The organism is Conservatibacter flavescens, from assembly GCF_002795425.1.
Classification (GTDB): domain Bacteria; phylum Pseudomonadota; class Gammaproteobacteria; order Enterobacterales; family Pasteurellaceae; genus Conservatibacter; species Conservatibacter flavescens.
Genome location: NZ_PHHA01000018.1, coordinates 124,956 through 143,572, shown reverse-complemented (window position 1 = coordinate 143,572; position 18,617 = coordinate 124,956). Strand labels below are relative to the sequence as shown.

Sequence of the window (18,617 nt, the reverse complement as noted above, 5' to 3'; positions counted from 1 at the left end):
GATGTTATGCTACTTCTCTTCGTCAGTTATCACCAGAATAGCTTTCATTGTTATACCGTTTTCTTGCAAATCTCAACACTTGATATAAAGGTATATTATGAAAGAGATTTGGTTACAATTCAAACAAGATTATCTTATCAAATATTGGAATCCCGTTGCGGCAGTCATCGCAGCAGGTTTAATCTCAGCTTACTATTTCGGTGTGACAGGTACATACTGGGCCGTAACTGGGGAATTTACCCGTTGGGGCGGCCATGCTCTGCAAGCGCTGGGTATTGATGTGTCCACTTGGAGCTACTATCAAATCATTGGCATGGACGGTACGATCTTCACCCGTATTGATGGCGTAATGATTCTTGGTATGTTTGCGGGTTGTATTTCCGCAGCGCTTTGGGCAAATAATGTTAAATGGCGGAACCAACCTCATGTAAAACGCATCGTTCAAGCCCTTATAGGCGGGGCATTAGCGGGCTTTGGCGCTCGTCTTGCAATGGGGTGTAATCTGGCTTCTTTATTTACCGGTATTCCGCAATTTTCTGTCCATGCATGGTTTTTTACCATTGCCACCGCATTAGGCACCTATCTTGGTGTAAAAGTCACCCTCTTACCCATCTTTCGAGTTAAATTAGAACTGAAAAAAGGCGCTGCCACACTGAAAACGAGTGATCCCAAACGCGCACAACGCCGCTTTTGGCTCGGCATGATTATCTTTATTCTCTATTTAACCGGCTCTCTTTATGTTATGCAATCTTCTGTCAAGCTCGGTTTTGCCATGCTATGCGGGCTTGCATTCGGTTTATTGATTGAACGCGCTCAAATTTGTTTTACATCAGCTTTCAGAGACTTATGGGTAACAGGGCGCGCTTATATGGCAAAAGCCATTATATTTGGTATTTTAGCCGGTACGATTGGTGTATTCAGTTATATTCAATTAGGTGTCCCTGCCAAAATCATGTGGGCTGGGCCAAATGCGATTATTGGTGGTCTGTTATTTGGCTTTGGCATTGTATTAGCCGGAGGGTGTGAAACAGGTTGGATGTATCGTTCAATGGAAGGACAAGTACATTTCATTTGGGTCGGTATCGGCAATGTTGTGGGCTCAACACTACTCGCTTACATGTGGGATGATCTCGCGCCAATGCTCGCGCTTGATTACGAGAAATTGAACTTACTGAAAGAATTTGGTGCAGTAGGTGGATTAATCGTGAACTATGGATTATTAATTCTTTGTTTAATTTTAGTTATCTGGTGGGAAAAACGCTTTATTTCTAAAGCAAAAGCGAAACTCGCAAGATCACAATAATACGGCAGTTCTTAAACAACACTACGTTTTACTAATAGAGGAGAAAAATTATGGCGTTTATCGTTATTCAAAAAAAAGACAAGGATCCAAAAGATATTATTCCTGACTATACCTTAGATACACTCGGTGAACCTTGTCCCTATCCGGCAATTACCATGTTAGAAACGATGCCACAATTAAAAGAAGGTGAAATCTTAGAATTATTAAGCGATTGTGCGCAATCAATTAATAACATTCCTGTTGATACAAAAAATCATGGCTACACCCTATTAAGTGTAGAACAGGACGGCACAACCCTACGCTATTTGATTCAACGCTAAAAACAAAAGGTGAGCAATCATGCTCACCTTATTTCTCACATCATTTTCAATAAGAATTAAGAAGATTTCACTGCTTTCTTCATGGCTTCTGCCACATGTTCAGCTTCAGGACCTAAAATCACTTGTAAACCGTTCTCGCCCAATTTTACATTGCCTTTAGAACCTAATGTTTTTAATTGCGCTTCATCTATTTTATTACGATCATGTAAAACGAGACGTAAACGGGTAATACAAGCATCAATATTCTCAAGGTTATCTTTGCCGCCTAATGCTTGCACAAAAGCAACTGCCTGTTCATCACGAGACACGGAAACTTTTTCATTTTGCACCGCACTTGAACTATTTTCATCATCTTCACGTCCCGGCGTTTTTAAATTAAACGCTTTGATAACTAAACGGAAAATCACGTAGTAAATGACAGCAAACACAAGTCCTTGCACAATCAACATATACCATTTCACCGCTAATGGATTTTGTGAAGACAGCACAAGATCAACCAAACCAGCACTAAAACCAAATCCGGCAATCCATTGCATTGACGCGGCCACAAACACAGATAACCCCGTCAGTAATGCATGAATAACATACAATACAGGCGCAACAAACATAAATGCGAATTCTAATGGTTCTGTAATTCCCGTGAAAAATGAAGCTAATGCCGCAGCAAACATTAATGCAGCAACTTGGGCTTTCTTAGCGGGTTTTGCACTATGATACATGGCTAAAGCAGCCGCTGGTAAACCAAACATCATCACCGGGAAGAATCCTGCTTGATACATACCTGTTACCCCAACTACCGCTGTACCATTCGCTAAAGACTGCGCTCCACCTAAGAAATTAGGAATATCATTAATACCGGCTACGTTAAACCAAAATACTGAATTAAGCGCATGATGTAAGCCCACTGGAATTAATAAGCGGTTAAAGAAAGCATAAATCCCCGCCCCTGTCGCACCAAGATTAGTAATAGATTCTCCAAATGCAATTAAGCCATTAAAAATAATCGGCCAAATGTACATTAAAATGAAAGATATTACGATCATCACTAATGATGTAATAATCGGCACTAAGCGTTTACCACTAAAAAACGCTAAAGCTTGTGGTAACTCTACATGATAAAAACGATTATATAATTCGGCAGAGATCACGCCCACCAAAATGCCAATAAATTGGTTATTGATTTTACCAAAAGCGGCTGGAACCTCTTCAACAGGCATTCCCTGTAATTGTGCGACCGTTCCCGGAGACAATAGCGTTGTTACCACAAGAAATCCCACTAAACCTGATAGCGCGGCTGAACCATGTTTATCGTGAGACATTCCAAATGCAACCCCAACTGCAAACAAGATCGCCATATTATCTATAATTGCTGCGCCCGATTTAATTAAAAACGCAGCTAGCTGGCTATCACCTCCCCAGCCATTAGGATCAATCCAATAGCCTATGCCCATTAAAATGGCTGCGGCTGGCAATGCCGCAACAGGCACCATCAAGGCACGCCCAATTTTCTGTAAATATGTGAGTATGCTCATTTTTATCTCCTAACCTTCCCCTAAATTAGCTTAAATCATAAGGGGATTCTCTTTAACTTAAAATCAAAAAGTCTCTAATTTGTGATAAATATCACTATATTTTTACTCTCGCCTAACGAGATAATCGCTCTATCATGAAAACACTAGGAATTCCCCTCATTTCATTTTAAAATATCATTCTACATGCCAAAGGGGAAGGCATGCATCTTAGGACATGGTACATTTGTCCGATAATTTTTTTTATTTTTATTTTTTTATTTAGGGCATACAATGAAAGAAAGCCATCAAATTGCAAATGTTGATTTGGTCAAACAAATGAACAGTGCCGCAGTGTATAGCTTAATCGATCAAAAAGGGCCAATTTCTCGAATTCAAATTTCAGAACAAAGCCAACTTGCTGCCGCAAGTGTCACCAAAATCACCCGTTTATTGCTAGCACGCGGTCTTATCAAAGAAGTAGAACAACAACAATCTACAGGCGGTCGTCGAGCTACCTCCATTGTCGCCGAACGACAAGCATTTTGTACTTTGTTAATTCAACTAGGGCAACAACAGGTCACCTTTGCCATAATGGATTTATCGGCTAAATTAATCAAAAAAAATCAGATAAATCTACCGCACTTTACGCAAATTGATGGGTTTGAACAGCATTTGATCACGCTTATCCGCGATTTTCTTGCAAAGAACCATAAAAAAAGTATCGAATTAATTGCCATTGGGATCACTGTCTCTGGGTTTGTAGACAATAAAACTCAACATATTCACTCCTTTGGTAATTTTCCTCTTTCTACCCCTTGGGCATTAGCACATACCCTAGAAACCCAATTTAATTTAGCGACATTCATTGGACATGATGTACGCAGCCTTGCTTTAGCAGAACATTATTTTGGTGCAACAAAAGATTGTGATGATTCTCTATTACTGCGTATTCATCGTGGTGTGGGTGCTGGCATTGTCATTAATCACGAGGTATTTTCTGGGCATAAAAATAATGTCGGTGAAATTGGACATATCCAAGTTGACCCTCTCGGCCGTCGCTGTTTATGTGGCAATGTGGGCTGTCTTGAAACCGTAGTCAGTAACTCTGCAATTGAAAATAAAATGCAGCAATTGTTAGAAGATGGCTACCAAAGTAAATGGTTATCACTTGATAGCCACGATATTGAAGCCATTTGCAAAGCGAGCAATAAACAAGATGCTGTGGCTACAGATCTTATTGAATATGCTGGCGTTCAAATTGGACGTGTTTTAGCGATGAGTGTCAATATGTTCAATCCTGAAAAAATTGTTATTTCAGGAGAAATTACACAAGCTCAAAATATTCTTTTTCCCGCTATTCGTAAAACCCTTGAAAGCCACGCACTACCCGACTTTGTAAAAAGTACACCTCTCGTGGCTTCAGAATTAAAACATGAAGACATTATTGGCGCATTTGCGATAATCAAACGCGCATTACTTGATGGACACCTATTAAGACGGCTTATCAAGGTTTAACTATATTTTAATGGAAATATGCGACCAATAATGCCAGCAAATAGGCAACCAAAGCGATAATAAAAGCACGGTGATTAAATATCACTGTGCGACGACTAAAGGCTTTAACGGCAAAAATAATATAGATGACTAAGAATACTATTTTGATTATTAACCAAAATGGTAAGCCATAATCCAATGTTATCACGATAATCAAGCCGGATAACAATAATAAGGTGTCACTTAAGTGCGGTAAAATTTTTAATAATTTTATTTCACGCCAATTTTTTCCTACAGCTTGCATTATCCCACGCACTAAAAATAGCGTGAACGTCAAAAATGCGCTACTAATATGAATATAAAGTAAGGTTAAACTATCTAACATCATCACTCCAGTTATAAAATGCTACAAACAATACGAAACTATGTATTCTAATGGATCTTAGGCAAAATCTCAGTAAAAATAGCGACTACTTCAAAATCCCTTGCGCACAAACATGCGCCGAACTCCATGCCCATTGGAAATTATAGCCACCAAGCCAGCCGGTGACATCTAATACTTCACCAATAAAATATAAGCCTTGAATATTTAATGCCTCCATTGTTTTTGAGGAAACTTGATGGGTATCAACGCCTCCCATCGTCACCTCTGCGGTGCGATAGCCTTCCGTACCGTTCGGGGTAAACTGCCAATGGTGGATAATATTCTCCACAGAATTTAACCGCACTTTACTCAGATTGGCCAACGTATCATCTTGAAATATTCCCTGCTCTAACCAAAGTTCCACAAGTTTTTTCGGTAATATGCGATTTAATGCGGTTTTTAACTGCAATTTCGGCGAAGATTGACGCTGATGTTGCAAAATATCTGCAACATGGTCATGAGGCAATAAATTAATTCGTATACTCTCATTAGGTTGCCAATAATTTGAAATTTGTAAAATTGCCGGTCCAGAAAGCCCTCGATGAGTAAATAAGAGCTGATTAGCAAAAGAGGTACCTGATTGGCTATATACCCGAACAGGTAAAGAAACACCCGAAAGAGCGGCTAGAAATTTATCACTTTCTCGGTAAGTAAAAGGAACAAGGCTCGCTCGTGGCGATATAACATTCATACCAAATTGTTCTGCAATTTGATAACCAAAAGGTGTCGCGCCGAGACCTGGCATAGATAATCCCCCCGTTGCAATAACGAGTTGTTCACAGGTCCAAGATTGACCGTTCGCGACCACTTCAAAACCATGTTCTAGCTGTTTCACTGCGCTAATTTGTTGGCGCAATTGGATATTGACTTTGCCTTTAATGCATTCCTTTTGCAAGATATCCACTATATCTTGTGCGCCATTATCACAAAACAGTTGGCCCAACTCTTTTTCATGGTAAGGTACATTGTATTGGGCGACTAAACTAATAAAATCCCAATTAGTATAACGCGCTAGAGCGGATTTAACGAAATGAGGATTACTCGACAAATAATGCTGAGAGCCAACCTCCAAATTGGTGAAATTGCAAAAGCCGCCACCGGACATGAGAATTTTTCGGCCAATCTTTTTACCATTATCTAAAACCGTAACCGATTTACCACCTTGACCTAATTGGGCGGCACAAAATAATCCGGCCGCTCCTGCGCCAATAATAATAACCTGTGATTTCACGGACGTTGCGTTCCTTTTAATTTTTCTGCCATTTGCATACTCTCAATAATCGCGCGACGTTCCACATGCACGCGTTGGCTATCTAAAATTTGTTGCCATAAACTCAGGGCGAGATCATAATCTGCATTTAAAAACGCATCAGAGGCCAATAAGGATAAACTCGCGGTATCCGCAGGATCGTCTGCTAATACTCTATCGACTAATTGCTTCACTTGCTCTGTCATACGTTGACCCGCCTGATAATACAGTGCCGTTGCTGCAGCACTTAAAATATGTGGCTTGTCGCCCAATAAGCCCGCAGCCCGAGATAAAGACTCAAGCGCATTATCAAACTCATTATTAAATAAATAAATTTGTCCTAGCTGATACCAGTTTTCACCATCATTGGGATCTTGACGTAATTTATTTTGAATTGCTATCAAACGATTATCATTTTTCTCTGTCGCGCTGCTATTTTCTACGGTATGGAGATAGTCTTTTGAATCTTGTAACCCCGTCACCACCACGTCATAACGGCTTAAAGAAAAATAATAGCTAAGTGGCAACACAATTAACAACCCCCATAAGAGCGTATAAAAAAAATACGTAGAATGCACCGCACTTTTTTGAATAAAAGATTGATTTTTTAATTGTTGCTCATCTTGCAAAAGTTGTTGGCTCATTTCATCGGCTAATTCCGGAGACAAGTTAGCCCGCAAACGCTCTCGATATAAATCGACATTCCATTGTTGGCGATGATTTTTTTGCCAATCAATTTTTTGCGCAACCTGCCAGCGCATTACGATCACGATAATCAAAATGAAAATCCCGATACCAATCCATAAAGTCATTTTCGTTGTTCCGTTTTACTTAATAACGCATTCAGTGCTTGTTGCTGCTGATGATCTAATATTGTTCTTTCAGTTGTAGATTGTTGCCTACGCACATGCCACCACATTAAAAGCAACGCGAGTAATAATAATGTAACGGGTAATAACCAAAGTAACGCTGTTTTCCAATCAAAAGGCGGTTTATATAACACAAAATTACCAAAACGCGCGGTCATGGCTTGGATAATTTCCTCATTACTCTTGCCCTCATCAATCATACGATACACTTCAAGACGCAAATCATAGGCAATAGGCGAATTAGACTCGACTAAATTTTGATTTTGACACTGTGGACAACGCAACGATTTTGCCAACGCGACAGCTCGAGAACGTTCTTCAGGTGAATTAAACTGAAAAGTATCCACCATCTCTGCTTTTGCGATAAACATCACCAAACATAATATTAATCCAATATATCCCTTCATTGCGCCAACCTTTCAATTTCAGGTAAAAATTCTTGTGTCCAAATTTTTTGATTAATCGCTCCTGAATAACGATACCGAATCACACCGTTTTCATCCACTAAATAGGTTTCAGGCGCCCCATCTACCCCTAAATTTAGCGCCAATTTACCTTGACTGTCATCTATACTAAATAAGAAAGGATCCCCCATTCTTTGTAGCATCTCCACCGCACCTTGAACTTTATCTCGATAATTAAGCCCAACTATTTGTACGCCCTCTGCTTTTAGGCTCATTAAAAAGGGATGTTCTTCACGACAATAGCTACACCAACTCCCCCACACATTAAGTAAATGCCATTGTTTAGGCAGATGATTATTATTAAGTACTTGTTGTGGCGAAAGTAAATTCGGTAAATGAAATTCAGGGACGGGTTTACCAATTAAAGCAGAAGCGATTTTTTTCGGATCCTGCTGCAAGCCGGCTAACAGTAATAAGCAAATTGCGAATACAAAAACTAAAGGCAAAAATAAAATAAGCTTTTTTTTATTCATTTTACTTTCCTTAATCCAAGCGCGGCCAATAACGCCCCGATTGCCATCATCAAACTACCAAACCATAACCAACGCACGAAAGGTTTATAATGTAGGCGGAAGGTAAACTCGCTGACCCCGACTTTATCTCCCATAACAATATATAAATCCCCAAACCATCCCCATTGTAAGCCAACCTCACTCATATTCATAGTACGCACATCGTAATGCCGGCGTTCGGGGAAAAGTGCGGTTAAAAATTGTTGATTTTTATAAATCTCAAAATGCGCTTTTTCACTCGTAAAATTCGGCCCGAGTTCATTTTTAAAACCCAAATAACGAAACTCATAACCACTCAGTGTCTCACTTTCATTCGGTTTTAAGCGCACGCCAATTTCACTACCATAGTAACTACTCATAACTGCCCCAATCACCGTTACCGCAACACCGGCATGCGCCAACATCATTCCCCAAGCTTTAACATTTAATTTGAACCAATTACACCATAACGTTGCAATTAACACCCAAAGACTTAAAGTCAGCAATGCAAAAGCCACTAAATGAAAGCGCAGCGTGCTCCCTTGCTTCAGTACGAAATAATGAATTACGCCGCTTAATAACAAAGCAGGCACTAAAAAGATAAGTCGTTTTCGCAAAAGTAGAGGATCAATTTTTTTCCAACGTGCCACTAAAGCAATAATCATGCCACATAGCACAACCACAATCAGCGGCATAAAAATACTGTTAAAATATGGAGGCCCAACAGAGATTGATCCCCAACCGAGTGTTGTAAATAACATGGGGTAAAATGTGCCAAGAAAAACACTCGCAGTCGCCACCGTAAACAAGATATTAACCAATAAAATCAAGCTTTCCTTAGACAGGAAGGTAAAATGCACTTTACGCGATACAATATTGGCTTTAAAAGCAAAAATACTCAAAGCAGCTACTAATAAAATAAAAAACAGGAATAATAATGCTCCACCACGTGATGTATCAATGGCAAATGCATGAACAGATGTGAGTGCACCGGAACGCACTATAAATGTCCCTAATACACTGAAAGCAAAAGCAAAAATGGAAAATAAAATTGTCCAATAATTGAAAATCCCCCGCTGTTCAGTCGCGGCCAAAGTATGCAGTAATCCTAAACCGAGTAACCATGGCATTAATGAGGCGTTTTCTACAGGATCCCAAAACCACCAGCCGCCCCAGCCAAGTTCATAGTATGCCCACCATGACCCAAGGGCAATTCCAAGAGTTAAAAACAGCCATGATACTAACACCCATGGCCGAATCCAGCGGGCAATCGCTGCATCAAGATGACCACTTAATAAAGCCGCTAATGTCAACGCCAAGTTGACCGCAAACCCCACATAGCCTAAATACAATAAAGGAGGATGAAAAATCAATCCGACATCTTGCAACATGGGATTAAGATCTCGCCCCTCTAGTGGGTGAGGAAAAATACGAATAAAAGGATTAGATAAAAAAAGGATAAATAGACAAAATCCCAAACAAATTAGCCCTAAAATCCCTAAACTACGCGCAGCAATAATCGGATCAATTTTACGGCTTGCCCAAGCAAATAGCATCACCCATAAACTTAAAGCAAATAACCAAAACAACATGGAGCCTTCATGTCCCCCCCATGTCGCCGCAATTTTAAAAAATGTGGGTAATTGGGAATTGGAATGGGCAGCAACATACTCCACTGAAAAATCATCTACTGCAAACGCATAAGCGAGACAAGCAATCGAAATACAAGTAAAGATGCCTAATAAATAACTGAAATGCCATGCGCTACTGATCCAAACTGTAGCACGTTTTTGAATGCCAATATGGGGTAATATGGACAACAATAAAGCAGAAAAAGTCGCAAAAAGTAAAGCAATAAAACCAAGTTCTGGGATCATGAAGTTACCAAATAAAATTATGACAAAAAAGGCGTATTCAATATACGCCTTTAATCGCGAATAAATCTTACATTAACCATATCAGATTATGCGGTTTACCTATTAAGCTAAAGCAATAACCTTACTTTAGATAACGACTAACAATATTAGCCACAAATTGTATGATACTCTTTTATTTTATAAAAATAAATCCACTAAGCAATCGTCATTTGACCTGCATATAAGATAAAGTAACGTAAACACAGCACACCGATTAAGTCAAAGATCGACACCATAATAATAAAATTGCGGTTATATTTAAGATTATCACTCACAACTAAATTACCAAGTAGAGGGATTAGGATCCCAATAAACATGATACCAATCCAGAACACAGTCCCCCAAAAACCACTAAGGGCGGTCTGCATCGCAACCAGTTTTTGACCACCGCCAAAATATAGTCCTGCAAAAAAACACACGATCAGGAATAATTCAGCCAGCATAATCGGCACTTCAAATTTATGCATAAAATGCACTTCATCTGAATGCCCTTTTAATTTACCAATGATCAAAATGCCTAAAAAGACTGCCGCAATACCAGATGATGTACCTGAGGCAAGGAATAATGCAGGTAATACAGGGTTATTCAACATTGGGTAGCTGATTAAGGCAGAAAGCAAGAAGCCTGTATATGCACCAAGTAAGACCGCTAATACCAATAAAACCAATTCAAGCAAATTTGTGAAGCGTTCAAACCAGCCAAGTATGTTTGGAATGAATTTGAACTTTGGTAACAAGGCCGCAATCTCGCGCTTAAAGATAATTCCTATCCATAAAAATACCGCAGCCATATAGACCTGAAATAAAACAACCCCCATCGACATGACAGAATTAAATTGGTAATTAAACATTAAATACCAAAATGTCCATGGTCTTGCTAAATGGAAAATTAATAACAATAAACCAATAATCACTGTTGATGGAGCAAGCACTGCGGCACTACGAATAATCCAGTTCTCACTTGGTCTTTCCAATTGGCGATTACGTTTATATAAAATTGCCAACAACAAAGAGCCGGAAGAAATACCCAGTAAAAATAGATAAATTGCAATGCTTGAATCCCAAACAAGATTTGGAGTATGGAACGGAACAGGATAATCGAGTGTCATCGTCTTGGTTCTCCACGTTGGAATGGGATATGATATAAATTCGGCTGAGTACCTAGCTCAACTTTCGTCCGATATACTGGGTTAGATTTGACCTTTAAGGCCACTTCACTATTCGGATCATTCATATCACCAAAAGTTAATGCTTTGGTTGGGCATGCCTCCACACAAGCAGGCTGTTTACCTTGTGCCAAATTAGTATCACGACAGAAATTACATTTATCTGCCGTTTTGTGCTCAGGATGAATAAAGCGTACACGATACGGACATACCGCGATACAATACTGACAGCCTACACATAAATCCTTATGCACATCAACAATCCCGGTTTTCGGATCAATAAATGATGCGCCCGTCGGACAAACAGACACACAAGGAGCATTGGTACAATGCTGACAAGACTGACGAAAAAACTCATATTCCTGATTTGGAAATTCGCCATACGGTTCACTGCGCAAAATTTCTAATCGAGAGACACCTTCTGGCACATTATTGGTTTCCCGACAAGCATCCATACAAGCTGTACACCCTATACAAGCCGTTTCATCATGCACCATCGCATAACGAATGGTCTTTGTTTCCTCTTCACTTTGCGCAATAGTCTTAATGGGGATCCCCGACACAAGGGCAATGGCGCCTATGCCGGAAATAAAATTTCGGCGTGAGCAACTCATTATTTACCATCCTTATGTTCAGTAAGAGGTTTACCTTGTTCTTTCAGTTCAAGCTGTTTGCCGTGACAATCGACACACAATTTCACTTGCTCTTTTTTCTCAATGCCACTCATTGCGTCTTTTTCAGGATGTAATGTATGGCAGCTTGCGCAAGGTAATTTCATGGCATGTACATCATGCGCCCATAATTTTTCCTGCAGTTTTTTCGGCTGGTGACAAGCAAAACACACTTGATTTTGCTCTTGTGCGGTGTACATAGGCTGTTTATCCGAGAAAATATCCCCTTCAAAACGCATGACATCTTTTGCGCCACGGCGGTGATCTTCAGAAATGTTGCCATGACAATTTACACAAGTAATCTGTTTACCTGTAATTGGACTGTTTTTACTTAAATGAATACCGTGAAATTTACCTGCATGAAACACCCCACCGGATTGTTCTTCTGTCCCGTCAAATTTGTGACACTGAGCACAATATTGGTTTGGATCACGCTGATTTTCTAATTCAGGTTCATAAACTAACGGACTGACTGCTTTATTTTCGCTCTCCGCCACCTTCTCCGCTTGCCCAATAAGAGGCAAACCTAAAGCTACCACACCAATAAGCAGCGCAAGCAGTTTGTTCCCTTTTATTAAAATAGAATGTAAGCTCATGTTTGTTACCTCAATTTCTTTTTGAAAATGGACCGCACTTTTATTGTTCACACTGCCTATCAGCAAAGTGCGGTCATTTTTAAATTATTTTTCATCTTTAGGAAGCAAACCTTTTTCTTTCGCTTCTTTATCCCATTGAGGAACAACGGTTCTGAGGAACTCATCTTTCGCTTTACGTTCAGCTTCAATATCGATCCCCACTGCTTTCCATGCAGCTTCAGCTGTTGATATATCTGGAATCTTCACAGCTTCCGTCACACCATGTTTTGCTAAAATACGGGCTAATTTAGTACGCGCATCTGCAGCCTTATCTAACCCAGTACCCAACACATGTAACACAACATCAGGTGCATGCATATGGCCACCATGACCCGCTGCAGAATAATCCCAGCGCCATTGCGCATGACGAATATCCACTAATGCCGGTTCCATTTCTTCTTTGGTTGCACCCGCATCCCAAGCAGCTTTGGCCTCGAAGTGGGCATGTACCAGCTGATCTTCTAAACGCAACATAACATCTTTAATTTCTTTTTTACGCGTTTTCACGATATCTTGTAATTTTTCTTTACTTTGATCATGACAATTTGCGCAGGTACTCTCGAAAGCATCAAATGGATTACCAATTTTATGATCCGTAAATACCTTACCATCTGCGCCTTTCACTTTTGGCATATGGCAATCAATACAAGTCACACCATTTTTACCATGAATACCTAATGACCAGGTTTCATAATCAGGATGCTGTGCTTTCAGCATTTGTGCTTTGGATAATTTATGCGTCCAATCTGTAAAGCCTATTTCATCATAATGGGCTTCAATGGCATCTGCTGTCACACCTTTTTCCCAAGGGAAAGTCACTTGTTTTAAATCCCCTGCAAAATAGTATTCCACATGACAGTTTGCACACACACCCGCACGCTGATCTGTACGATCCATTGTGTCAAACTCTTTGTCTAACTTATTAAATGCGCGTAACACATGAGGACGCGCCACTCGTAATGCCGGTTTACCTTCAGCGAAATCTTGTGAAGTCGTATCATGACAGTCAGCACAACCAATAGAGTTCACCACTTCTGCCCCACCTTTCGACCATTTACCACTAAAATAGCCTTCTTCACCCCATTCAGCAATTAAACGCGCTACATCAGGGCCTTTACAAGTCCAACATGCCATTGGCTGAGCATCACCTGTCACGCCAGGTGCACCTGTACGTAAAATATTACGCACGTCCGTTACAGCATAAAAATGGCCACGTGGCTTTTTATAATCTTTAGCAAATGCATAACCTGCCCAAAGAACAACTGTACGAGGGTCTTCTTCATTAACGGAATCAAGAGCAGTTGATTTTGAAGTATCAGCCCATGTTTTGAATTGTTTTGGATATTTATCTGCAAACTTATGGTTAGCAGATTCAATTTTTAATTCGGGGTTTGGCGCTTTTACTTCTTGCTCTATCGGAGTGTATTTGAATTCTGCAAGGGCATTTTGAGAAATTAATGCTAAGCTCAAAACAGCACTTGCTGCAACTAAGCTTTTTCTGACGATGTTCACGATAATTACTCCACTAACAATTGACATTAAGAACTGTCACCACATTATTTTTAATGAGAATTTTTCTCATTAAAAACAACAAGATAAACAAGGAAATTTAAATTTATTCAAGGATAAAATAACAAAATATGAGTACTTTTCTAGAATTATGTGAAGTTTTTTTGTTCTTGATCAAAATTTGAAAATCAATTGTTGTTTTTTTGATAAGAAAATAACTCTTTAGAGTTACTAAAAATATGAAGAAAACGAAAAATAAAAATCCCTCTTATTGACATAGAGGGATCATTTAATAGTTCAACCAATTTGGTTTAAGACAAGGAGGCAAACCCGATTATTTTACAACGCCCCCACTCGCTTGCAAATCAGCGTGATATGAAGAGCGTACAAACGGACCACAAGCTGCATGTTCAAATCCCATAGCTTCAGCTTTATCACGCATCATATCAAACTCTGCCGGCGGCATATAACGCGCAACAGGTAAATGGTGACGACTTGGTTGTAAATATTGACCCAAAGTCAACATCGTTACGCCATTATCACGAAGGTCTTGCATCACTTCCAAAATTTCTTCGTTAGTTTCGCCCAATCCGACCATTAAACCCGATTTCGTCGGAATATTTGGGAACATTTGTTTAAAATCATGTAGCAATTTTAAAGACCATTGATAATCTGCACCCGGGCGAATTTCACGGTATAAACGTGGCACATTTTCCAAATTATGATTAAACACATCTGGCGGATTATCTTTCAATTTTTCCAATGCCTGCTCAATACGTCCACGAAAATCAGGGACTAAAATTTCAATCTTGATACCTGGATTTAATGCGCGAATTTCTTTCACACATTCTGCAAAATGCCCTGCACCACGATCAGGCAAATCATCACGATCAACAGAAGTAATAACAACATATTTTAATTTCATATCTTGAATTGTTTCGGCCAATTTTTTTGGCTCTTCTGGATCTGGAGGTAATGGTTTTCCATGTGCAACATCACAAAACGGGCAGCGACGGGTACAAATTGCCCCTAAGATCATAAAAGTAGCCGTCCCATGACTAAAACACTCATGTAAATTTGGGCAACTCGCCTCTTCACATACTGAATGCAAACCATGACGGCGCATACCATTTTTTATACTTTCAATTTTCGCTGAATTTGCCGGAAGTTTAATTTTCATCCATTCCGGTTTCTTAAGCAATTCTTGCTCTGGATTAATATTTTTTACTGGAATAATTGATGTTTTAGCCGCGTCGCGATACTTAACACCACGCTCCATTTTGAAAGGAGTCCCCATTAAAGTGTGTCCTCGTTTTATTGATAACAAATTTGTTGGCTATTGTAGCCGAGAATTGTCGTAAAGTAAGCAACTAATTTTGACGAAACCGCTTCACACTGGATCTCTTTACCGACAAAATCAGATAACTGAATCATTTCTAATCCCATATAACCACAGGGATTAATTTGTTGAAATGGCGATAAGTCCATATTGATATTCAACGCCAAACCATGAAAAGAGCACCCTTTACGAATACGCAACCCTAAAGAGCAAATTTTCTTTTCATCAATATAAACGCCCGGCGCATCGGGTTTGGGGTAGGCTTTCAAGCCATAATCATCTAAAGTTTTTACAACGGCCTGTTCCAATGCGGTCACTAGATCACGCACGCCAAAATCACGATCTTGCTGCTTATGACGACGAATATCAATGAGGACATACATAATCTGCTGCCCAATACCATGATAAGTAATTTGCCCGCCTCTATCGGATTGCACAACAGGAATATCCGTTTGATAAAGAAGATGTTCCGCTTTGCCAGCCTGCCCCTGAGTAAATACACTTGGATGCTGCACTAACCAAATTTCATCGGGCGTATTTTCATCACGCCCATCAGTAAAGGCCTGCATCTTATGCCAAATATCTTCATAAGGCTGTACGCCTAATTCACGCACAATTACATTTGCCGTCGTCGCCATTACAATACCATTCTCACGCCTTCAATTTCTGCTAATTCTTTATATAAGGTTTCAATATGCTCAATATGTTCAGCTGTCACAGTAATCGATACCGAGTGATAAGTCCCCTTACCACTTTCTTTCACAACTGGTGTATAGTCCCCTTTAATATGTTTTTGCACCACAGCGACCACACGATCAGGCAGCGCAGGATCTGCTTTACCGACCACTTTAAAAGTAAACGCGCAAGGAAACTCCAATAAGTCTTTTAATTGTTGTTGAGGAATTTCCGCTAAATTCACTGCTTTTTTATCTGTTTCTACTGACATAATTCATCCTTCCACTATTCTTATGTTCTCTATCCAATCACTTGTATTATACCTATTTTGTTTCTCACAAGGAAATAATACAAAACAGCGACAAAACTGACCGCTCTTTTGCGTTATTCTATATAAGGTCAAAATCGTCACTTACAAGTCTATATTGAGACGACATCAAATCATCTAGGATCTGCTCAGGATCACACTATTTTATTCCTATCCTATTCTAATTTATTAAATTTTCCTTTCATTCCCTTTTACAAATAGAAAATAAAGGATCTGAATTTTTACAAAATGTAAAAATAAATGCATATCTTCGTGACAAAGATCACGTTTTACAAAATTTCAGCTTGAGAAAAAAAAAAATAATATGGAACACAAATATTCAATATCGAGAAATAAAAATGAAAAAATATATTGAAGATGAACATTTAATCTATAAATGCTGCTGCCTTTATTACCTTGACAATAAAAATCAAGAAGAGATTTCTAAAATATTAAAAATTTCAAGACCAACAACGTCTAGATTATTAAAACAAGGCATAACTGATGGAATTGTTGCTATTAGTATTAAAACGCCTGAATCAAATAAAACTTATGAAATCGGAAGAAGAATAGAAGATAAGTTTAATTTATTAGATGTTTTAGTTTTAGATAATAATAATTTATATAGCTATGCTTCTAATAAAATTATTTTTGAATTTATTAATAAAACTCTACAAACCGCTTCTAATATTGGTATTTCAATGGGAAAAACGTTAAGAGACTTAATTATTTCTATTAATAATACCCTTGAGCCAAATCATCATAAAAATTATACCTTTATTCCCGTTGTAGGTGGTGTGGGTAAAAAGAATAACGATATGCACTCTAATTATGTTACGGCTCGCTTTGCTCATGTATTCGGCGGCACGGCATTAGAGTTTTATTCGCCGGCAATATTTTCTAATTCGTTGTTAGCAAAGGAATTTGCTAAAGAAGAGATTGTAAAAAATGTGATTAATTATTACGACGATCTAGACGTATTGATTATGGGGCTAGGCAGCCGCAAAGATTCCACTCTGCTTAATGAAGGCTATATCGACCCTCAAATTTTAACAGATTTTTATATTCAAGGCGCGGTGGGCGATATTTGTTTAAACTTTTTTGATATTAAGGGGGATATTAATAAATTTAAATCTTTTAATGAAAGAGTGATAGGAATTAATACCAATCAAATTAAAAAAGTACCTATTCGTGTCGGCGTATCTTTAGATGAAAATAAAACCGACTCCGTTTATGGGGCAATTAATGGTGGCTATATTAATACATTAATTATCGATCTGAAATCTGCCTTAAAACTATTAAATAAGCAGGGAATAAATTAATGAATATACATATTGTCTTTTTAATTTTCTTAATATTAGTTTCCTTACAAGCATTCGGTGCATTTTGGCAAGTTAGAAATTTTCGTCAAACCATGAAAGAAATAAAAAAAGAAAATAATAATCTTGCTGTCGGCGGTAGAGAACATATTTTTAATAGTGAATACGTCATTTTAACCTGTAATACAGACGGAACAATATTAGATGCCCGTGTATTAAACGGCATGACGATTTTTAATCGCTTTAAAACCAATAATGAAATTATTGGAAAAAACGTAAAGGAATTATTAGCTCATTACAACGAACTCACGCAGCAAAAAAGCAGGAGGTATCAAGCCTATATTCAAGCTCTTACCCTACTAAAAAATAAACTTGAAAATTAATTATATTTCTTTAGGAGAAAACTATGGAATTTATTACCGCACTTGCCAATGGCTTTATTGATTTATTTAAAACCGGTGCAGGCATTTTCTCAAGCTGGGTTACTGGCATTATTCCACTGATTATTATTTTGATGACTGCCGTTAGCTCAATCATCAAATTAATTGGGGAAGAACGTGTGCATAGTATTGCACAGCTAGCGACTAAAAACATTATTACCCGCTATACCGTATTACCGATTTTAGCCGTGCTATTTCTAGGAAATCCCATGAGCTATACCTTCGGGCGGTTTGTAGAACAAAAATATAAACCGGCTTTCTTTGATGCCAATGTCAGTTTTTTACATCCTGTCACCGGCTTATTCCCGCACGCCAACGGCGGTGAACTCTTTGTTTATATGGGCATTGCTGCAGGTATCACAACGTTGGGATTACCGTTGGGTGATTTAGCTATTCGATATTTCCTTGTGGGGGTTATTGTGATTTTCCTGCGCGGTGTCATTACCGAAAAAATTTATCTCTATATGCGTTCCAAAGCAGAGTAATTCATTAATAACAGGATTTAAGGTGACATT

The 18,617-nt window shown here is 38.8% G+C and carries 20 protein-coding genes; 6 read left to right on the top strand and 14 right to left on the bottom strand.

Annotated features, from left to right (window positions below; all coding sequences use genetic code 11):
• Positions 1-97 precede the first annotated feature (97 nt).
• Together yedE and yedF are read left to right on the top strand one after the other, a co-directional pair.
• Complete coding sequence (yedE, locus tag CVP05_RS07850; protein ID WP_100289016.1) at positions 98-1,303, top strand: selenium metabolism membrane protein YedE/FdhT; 1,206 nt, start codon at positions 98-100, stop codon at positions 1,301-1,303.
• Positions 1,304-1,353: 50 nt separating this feature from the next.
• Complete coding sequence (yedF, locus tag CVP05_RS07845) at positions 1,354-1,623, top strand: sulfurtransferase-like selenium metabolism protein YedF (protein WP_100289015.1); 270 nt, start codon at positions 1,354-1,356, stop codon at positions 1,621-1,623.
• Between the two features lie 56 nt (positions 1,624-1,679).
• Here yedF and nagE read toward each other — a convergent pair whose 3' ends face one another.
• Positions 1,680-3,155 carry an N-acetylglucosamine-specific PTS transporter subunit IIBC gene (gene nagE, locus CVP05_RS07840; RefSeq protein ID WP_100289014.1) on the bottom strand — a complete coding sequence of 492 codons (1,476 nt, stop codon included), beginning with the start codon at positions 3,153-3,155 and terminating at the stop codon, positions 1,680-1,682.
• A gap of 270 nt (positions 3,156-3,425) precedes the next feature.
• On the opposite strand from nagE, the gene CVP05_RS07835 reads away from it, so the two are divergent.
• Positions 3,426-4,649, top strand: a complete 1,224-nt coding sequence (locus CVP05_RS07835; RefSeq protein ID WP_100289013.1) for an ROK family transcriptional regulator — start codon at positions 3,426-3,428, stop codon at positions 4,647-4,649.
• A gap of 7 nt (positions 4,650-4,656) precedes the next feature.
• Here CVP05_RS07835 and CVP05_RS07830 read toward each other — a convergent pair whose 3' ends face one another.
• The 13 genes from CVP05_RS07830 to ybeD all read right to left on the bottom strand — a co-directional run bounded on the left by CVP05_RS07830 (position 4,657) and on the right by ybeD (position 16,307).
• The gene (locus CVP05_RS07830; RefSeq protein WP_100289012.1) at positions 4,657-5,013 is read right to left on the bottom strand and encodes a SirB2 family protein; all 357 of its coding nucleotides are present in this window, start codon (positions 5,011-5,013) and stop codon (positions 4,657-4,659) included.
• Positions 5,014-5,098: 85 nt separating this feature from the next.
• Positions 5,099-6,283 (bottom strand): BaiN/RdsA family NAD(P)/FAD-dependent oxidoreductase, encoded by a 1,185-nt coding sequence (locus tag CVP05_RS07825; RefSeq protein WP_100289011.1) that lies wholly within the window; start codon positions 6,281-6,283, stop codon positions 5,099-5,101.
• On the bottom strand, positions 6,280-7,113 hold the full coding sequence (locus CVP05_RS07820) for a TPR domain-containing protein (RefSeq protein ID WP_100289010.1): 834 nt from the start codon (positions 7,111-7,113) through the stop codon (positions 6,280-6,282). The genes CVP05_RS07825 and CVP05_RS07820 overlap by 4 nt, the downstream gene beginning before the upstream one ends.
• On the bottom strand, positions 7,110-7,577 hold the full coding sequence (nrfF, locus tag CVP05_RS07815; RefSeq protein WP_100289009.1) for a heme lyase NrfEFG subunit NrfF: 468 nt from the start codon (positions 7,575-7,577) through the stop codon (positions 7,110-7,112). The genes CVP05_RS07820 and nrfF overlap by 4 nt, the downstream gene beginning before the upstream one ends.
• Positions 7,574-8,107 carry a DsbE family thiol:disulfide interchange protein gene (locus CVP05_RS07810; RefSeq protein WP_100289008.1) on the bottom strand — a complete coding sequence of 178 codons (534 nt, stop codon included), beginning with the start codon at positions 8,105-8,107 and terminating at the stop codon, positions 7,574-7,576. Before CVP05_RS07810 ends, nrfF begins: the two co-directional genes overlap by 4 nt.
• Positions 8,104-10,002: a heme lyase NrfEFG subunit NrfE gene (gene nrfE / locus CVP05_RS07805; RefSeq protein WP_100289007.1), complete on the bottom strand. Its 1,899-nt coding sequence runs from the start codon at positions 10,000-10,002 to the stop codon at positions 8,104-8,106. The genes CVP05_RS07810 and nrfE overlap by 4 nt, the downstream gene beginning before the upstream one ends.
• Before the next feature lie 194 nt (positions 10,003-10,196).
• Positions 10,197-11,150, bottom strand: a complete 954-nt coding sequence (gene nrfD, locus CVP05_RS07800; RefSeq protein ID WP_100289006.1) for a cytochrome c nitrite reductase subunit NrfD — start codon at positions 11,148-11,150, stop codon at positions 10,197-10,199.
• Positions 11,147-11,824 (bottom strand): cytochrome c nitrite reductase Fe-S protein, encoded by a 678-nt coding sequence (gene nrfC, locus CVP05_RS07795; RefSeq protein WP_100289005.1) that lies wholly within the window; start codon positions 11,822-11,824, stop codon positions 11,147-11,149. Before nrfC ends, nrfD begins: the two co-directional genes overlap by 4 nt.
• On the bottom strand, positions 11,821-12,474 hold the full coding sequence (nrfB, locus tag CVP05_RS07790) for a cytochrome c nitrite reductase pentaheme subunit (protein WP_100289004.1): 654 nt from the start codon (positions 12,472-12,474) through the stop codon (positions 11,821-11,823). The genes nrfC and nrfB overlap by 4 nt, the downstream gene beginning before the upstream one ends.
• An 84-nt stretch (positions 12,475-12,558) precedes the next feature.
• Positions 12,559-14,052 (bottom strand): ammonia-forming nitrite reductase cytochrome c552 subunit, encoded by a 1,494-nt coding sequence (nrfA, locus tag CVP05_RS07785; protein ID WP_100289003.1) that lies wholly within the window; start codon positions 14,050-14,052, stop codon positions 12,559-12,561.
• 304 nt (positions 14,053-14,356) lie between these two features.
• On the bottom strand, positions 14,357-15,319 hold the full coding sequence (gene lipA, locus CVP05_RS07780; RefSeq protein WP_100289002.1) for a lipoyl synthase: 963 nt from the start codon (positions 15,317-15,319) through the stop codon (positions 14,357-14,359).
• A gap of 17 nt (positions 15,320-15,336) precedes the next feature.
• Positions 15,337-15,999: a lipoyl(octanoyl) transferase LipB gene (gene lipB / locus CVP05_RS07775; RefSeq protein WP_100289001.1), complete on the bottom strand. Its 663-nt coding sequence runs from the start codon at positions 15,997-15,999 to the stop codon at positions 15,337-15,339.
• Entirely contained in the window at positions 15,999-16,307 is a 309-nt protein-coding gene (ybeD, locus tag CVP05_RS07770) for a DUF493 family protein YbeD (RefSeq protein WP_100289000.1), read from the bottom strand. The genes lipB and ybeD overlap by 1 nt, the downstream gene beginning before the upstream one ends.
• Before the next feature lie 395 nt (positions 16,308-16,702).
• Between ybeD and CVP05_RS07765 the strand changes: the two genes are divergently transcribed.
• From CVP05_RS07765 to srlA, 3 genes are read left to right on the top strand one after another with little or no spacing between them, the layout of a single operon-like run.
• Positions 16,703-17,665, top strand: coding sequence for a sugar-binding transcriptional regulator (locus tag CVP05_RS07765; protein ID WP_100288999.1), 963 nt, complete (start codon positions 16,703-16,705; stop codon positions 17,663-17,665).
• Positions 17,665-18,045 (top strand): transcriptional regulator GutM, encoded by a 381-nt coding sequence (locus tag CVP05_RS07760; RefSeq protein WP_100288998.1) that lies wholly within the window; start codon positions 17,665-17,667, stop codon positions 18,043-18,045. The genes CVP05_RS07765 and CVP05_RS07760 overlap by 1 nt, the downstream gene beginning before the upstream one ends.
• Before the next feature lie 23 nt (positions 18,046-18,068).
• Positions 18,069-18,587 carry a PTS glucitol/sorbitol transporter subunit IIC gene (srlA, locus tag CVP05_RS07755; protein WP_100288997.1) on the top strand — a complete coding sequence of 173 codons (519 nt, stop codon included), beginning with the start codon at positions 18,069-18,071 and terminating at the stop codon, positions 18,585-18,587.
• Positions 18,588-18,617: the final 30 nt, after the last annotated feature.

Bases quoted from the DNA above. Each gene is read 5' to 3' on its own strand.
- CVP05_RS07820 (WP_100289010.1), bottom strand. From the start codon at position 7,113: ATGACTTTATGGATTGGTATCGGGATTTTCATTTTGATTATCGTGATC.
- nrfE (WP_100289007.1), bottom strand. From the start codon at position 10,002: ATGATCCCAGAACTTGGTTTTATTGCTTTACTTTTTGCGACTTTTTCT.
- CVP05_RS07830 (WP_100289012.1), bottom strand. From the start codon at position 5,013: ATGTTAGATAGTTTAACCTTACTTTATATTCATATTAGTAGCGCATTT.
- CVP05_RS07760 (WP_100288998.1), top strand. From the start codon at position 17,665: ATGAATATACATATTGTCTTTTTAATTTTCTTAATATTAGTTTCCTTA.
- nrfD (WP_100289006.1), bottom strand. From the start codon at position 11,150: ATGACACTCGATTATCCTGTTCCGTTCCATACTCCAAATCTTGTTTGG.
- CVP05_RS07810 (WP_100289008.1), bottom strand. From the start codon at position 8,107: ATGAATAAAAAAAAGCTTATTTTATTTTTGCCTTTAGTTTTTGTATTC.
- lipB (WP_100289001.1), bottom strand. From the start codon at position 15,999: ATGGCGACGACGGCAAATGTAATTGTGCGTGAATTAGGCGTACAGCCT.
- nrfF (WP_100289009.1), bottom strand. From the start codon at position 7,577: ATGAAGGGATATATTGGATTAATATTATGTTTGGTGATGTTTATCGCA.
- nrfB (WP_100289004.1), bottom strand. From the start codon at position 12,474: ATGAGCTTACATTCTATTTTAATAAAAGGGAACAAACTGCTTGCGCTG.
- ybeD (WP_100289000.1), bottom strand. From the start codon at position 16,307: ATGTCAGTAGAAACAGATAAAAAAGCAGTGAATTTAGCGGAAATTCCT.
- yedE (WP_100289016.1), top strand. From the start codon at position 98: ATGAAAGAGATTTGGTTACAATTCAAACAAGATTATCTTATCAAATAT.
- lipA (WP_100289002.1), bottom strand. From the start codon at position 15,319: ATGGGGACTCCTTTCAAAATGGAGCGTGGTGTTAAGTATCGCGACGCG.
- CVP05_RS07765 (WP_100288999.1), top strand. From the start codon at position 16,703: ATGAAAAAATATATTGAAGATGAACATTTAATCTATAAATGCTGCTGC.
- nrfA (WP_100289003.1), bottom strand. From the start codon at position 14,052: ATGTCAATTGTTAGTGGAGTAATTATCGTGAACATCGTCAGAAAAAGC.
- CVP05_RS07835 (WP_100289013.1), top strand. From the start codon at position 3,426: ATGAAAGAAAGCCATCAAATTGCAAATGTTGATTTGGTCAAACAAATG.
- nagE (WP_100289014.1), bottom strand. From the start codon at position 3,155: ATGAGCATACTCACATATTTACAGAAAATTGGGCGTGCCTTGATGGTG.
- srlA (WP_100288997.1), top strand. From the start codon at position 18,069: ATGGAATTTATTACCGCACTTGCCAATGGCTTTATTGATTTATTTAAA.
- yedF (WP_100289015.1), top strand. From the start codon at position 1,354: ATGGCGTTTATCGTTATTCAAAAAAAAGACAAGGATCCAAAAGATATT.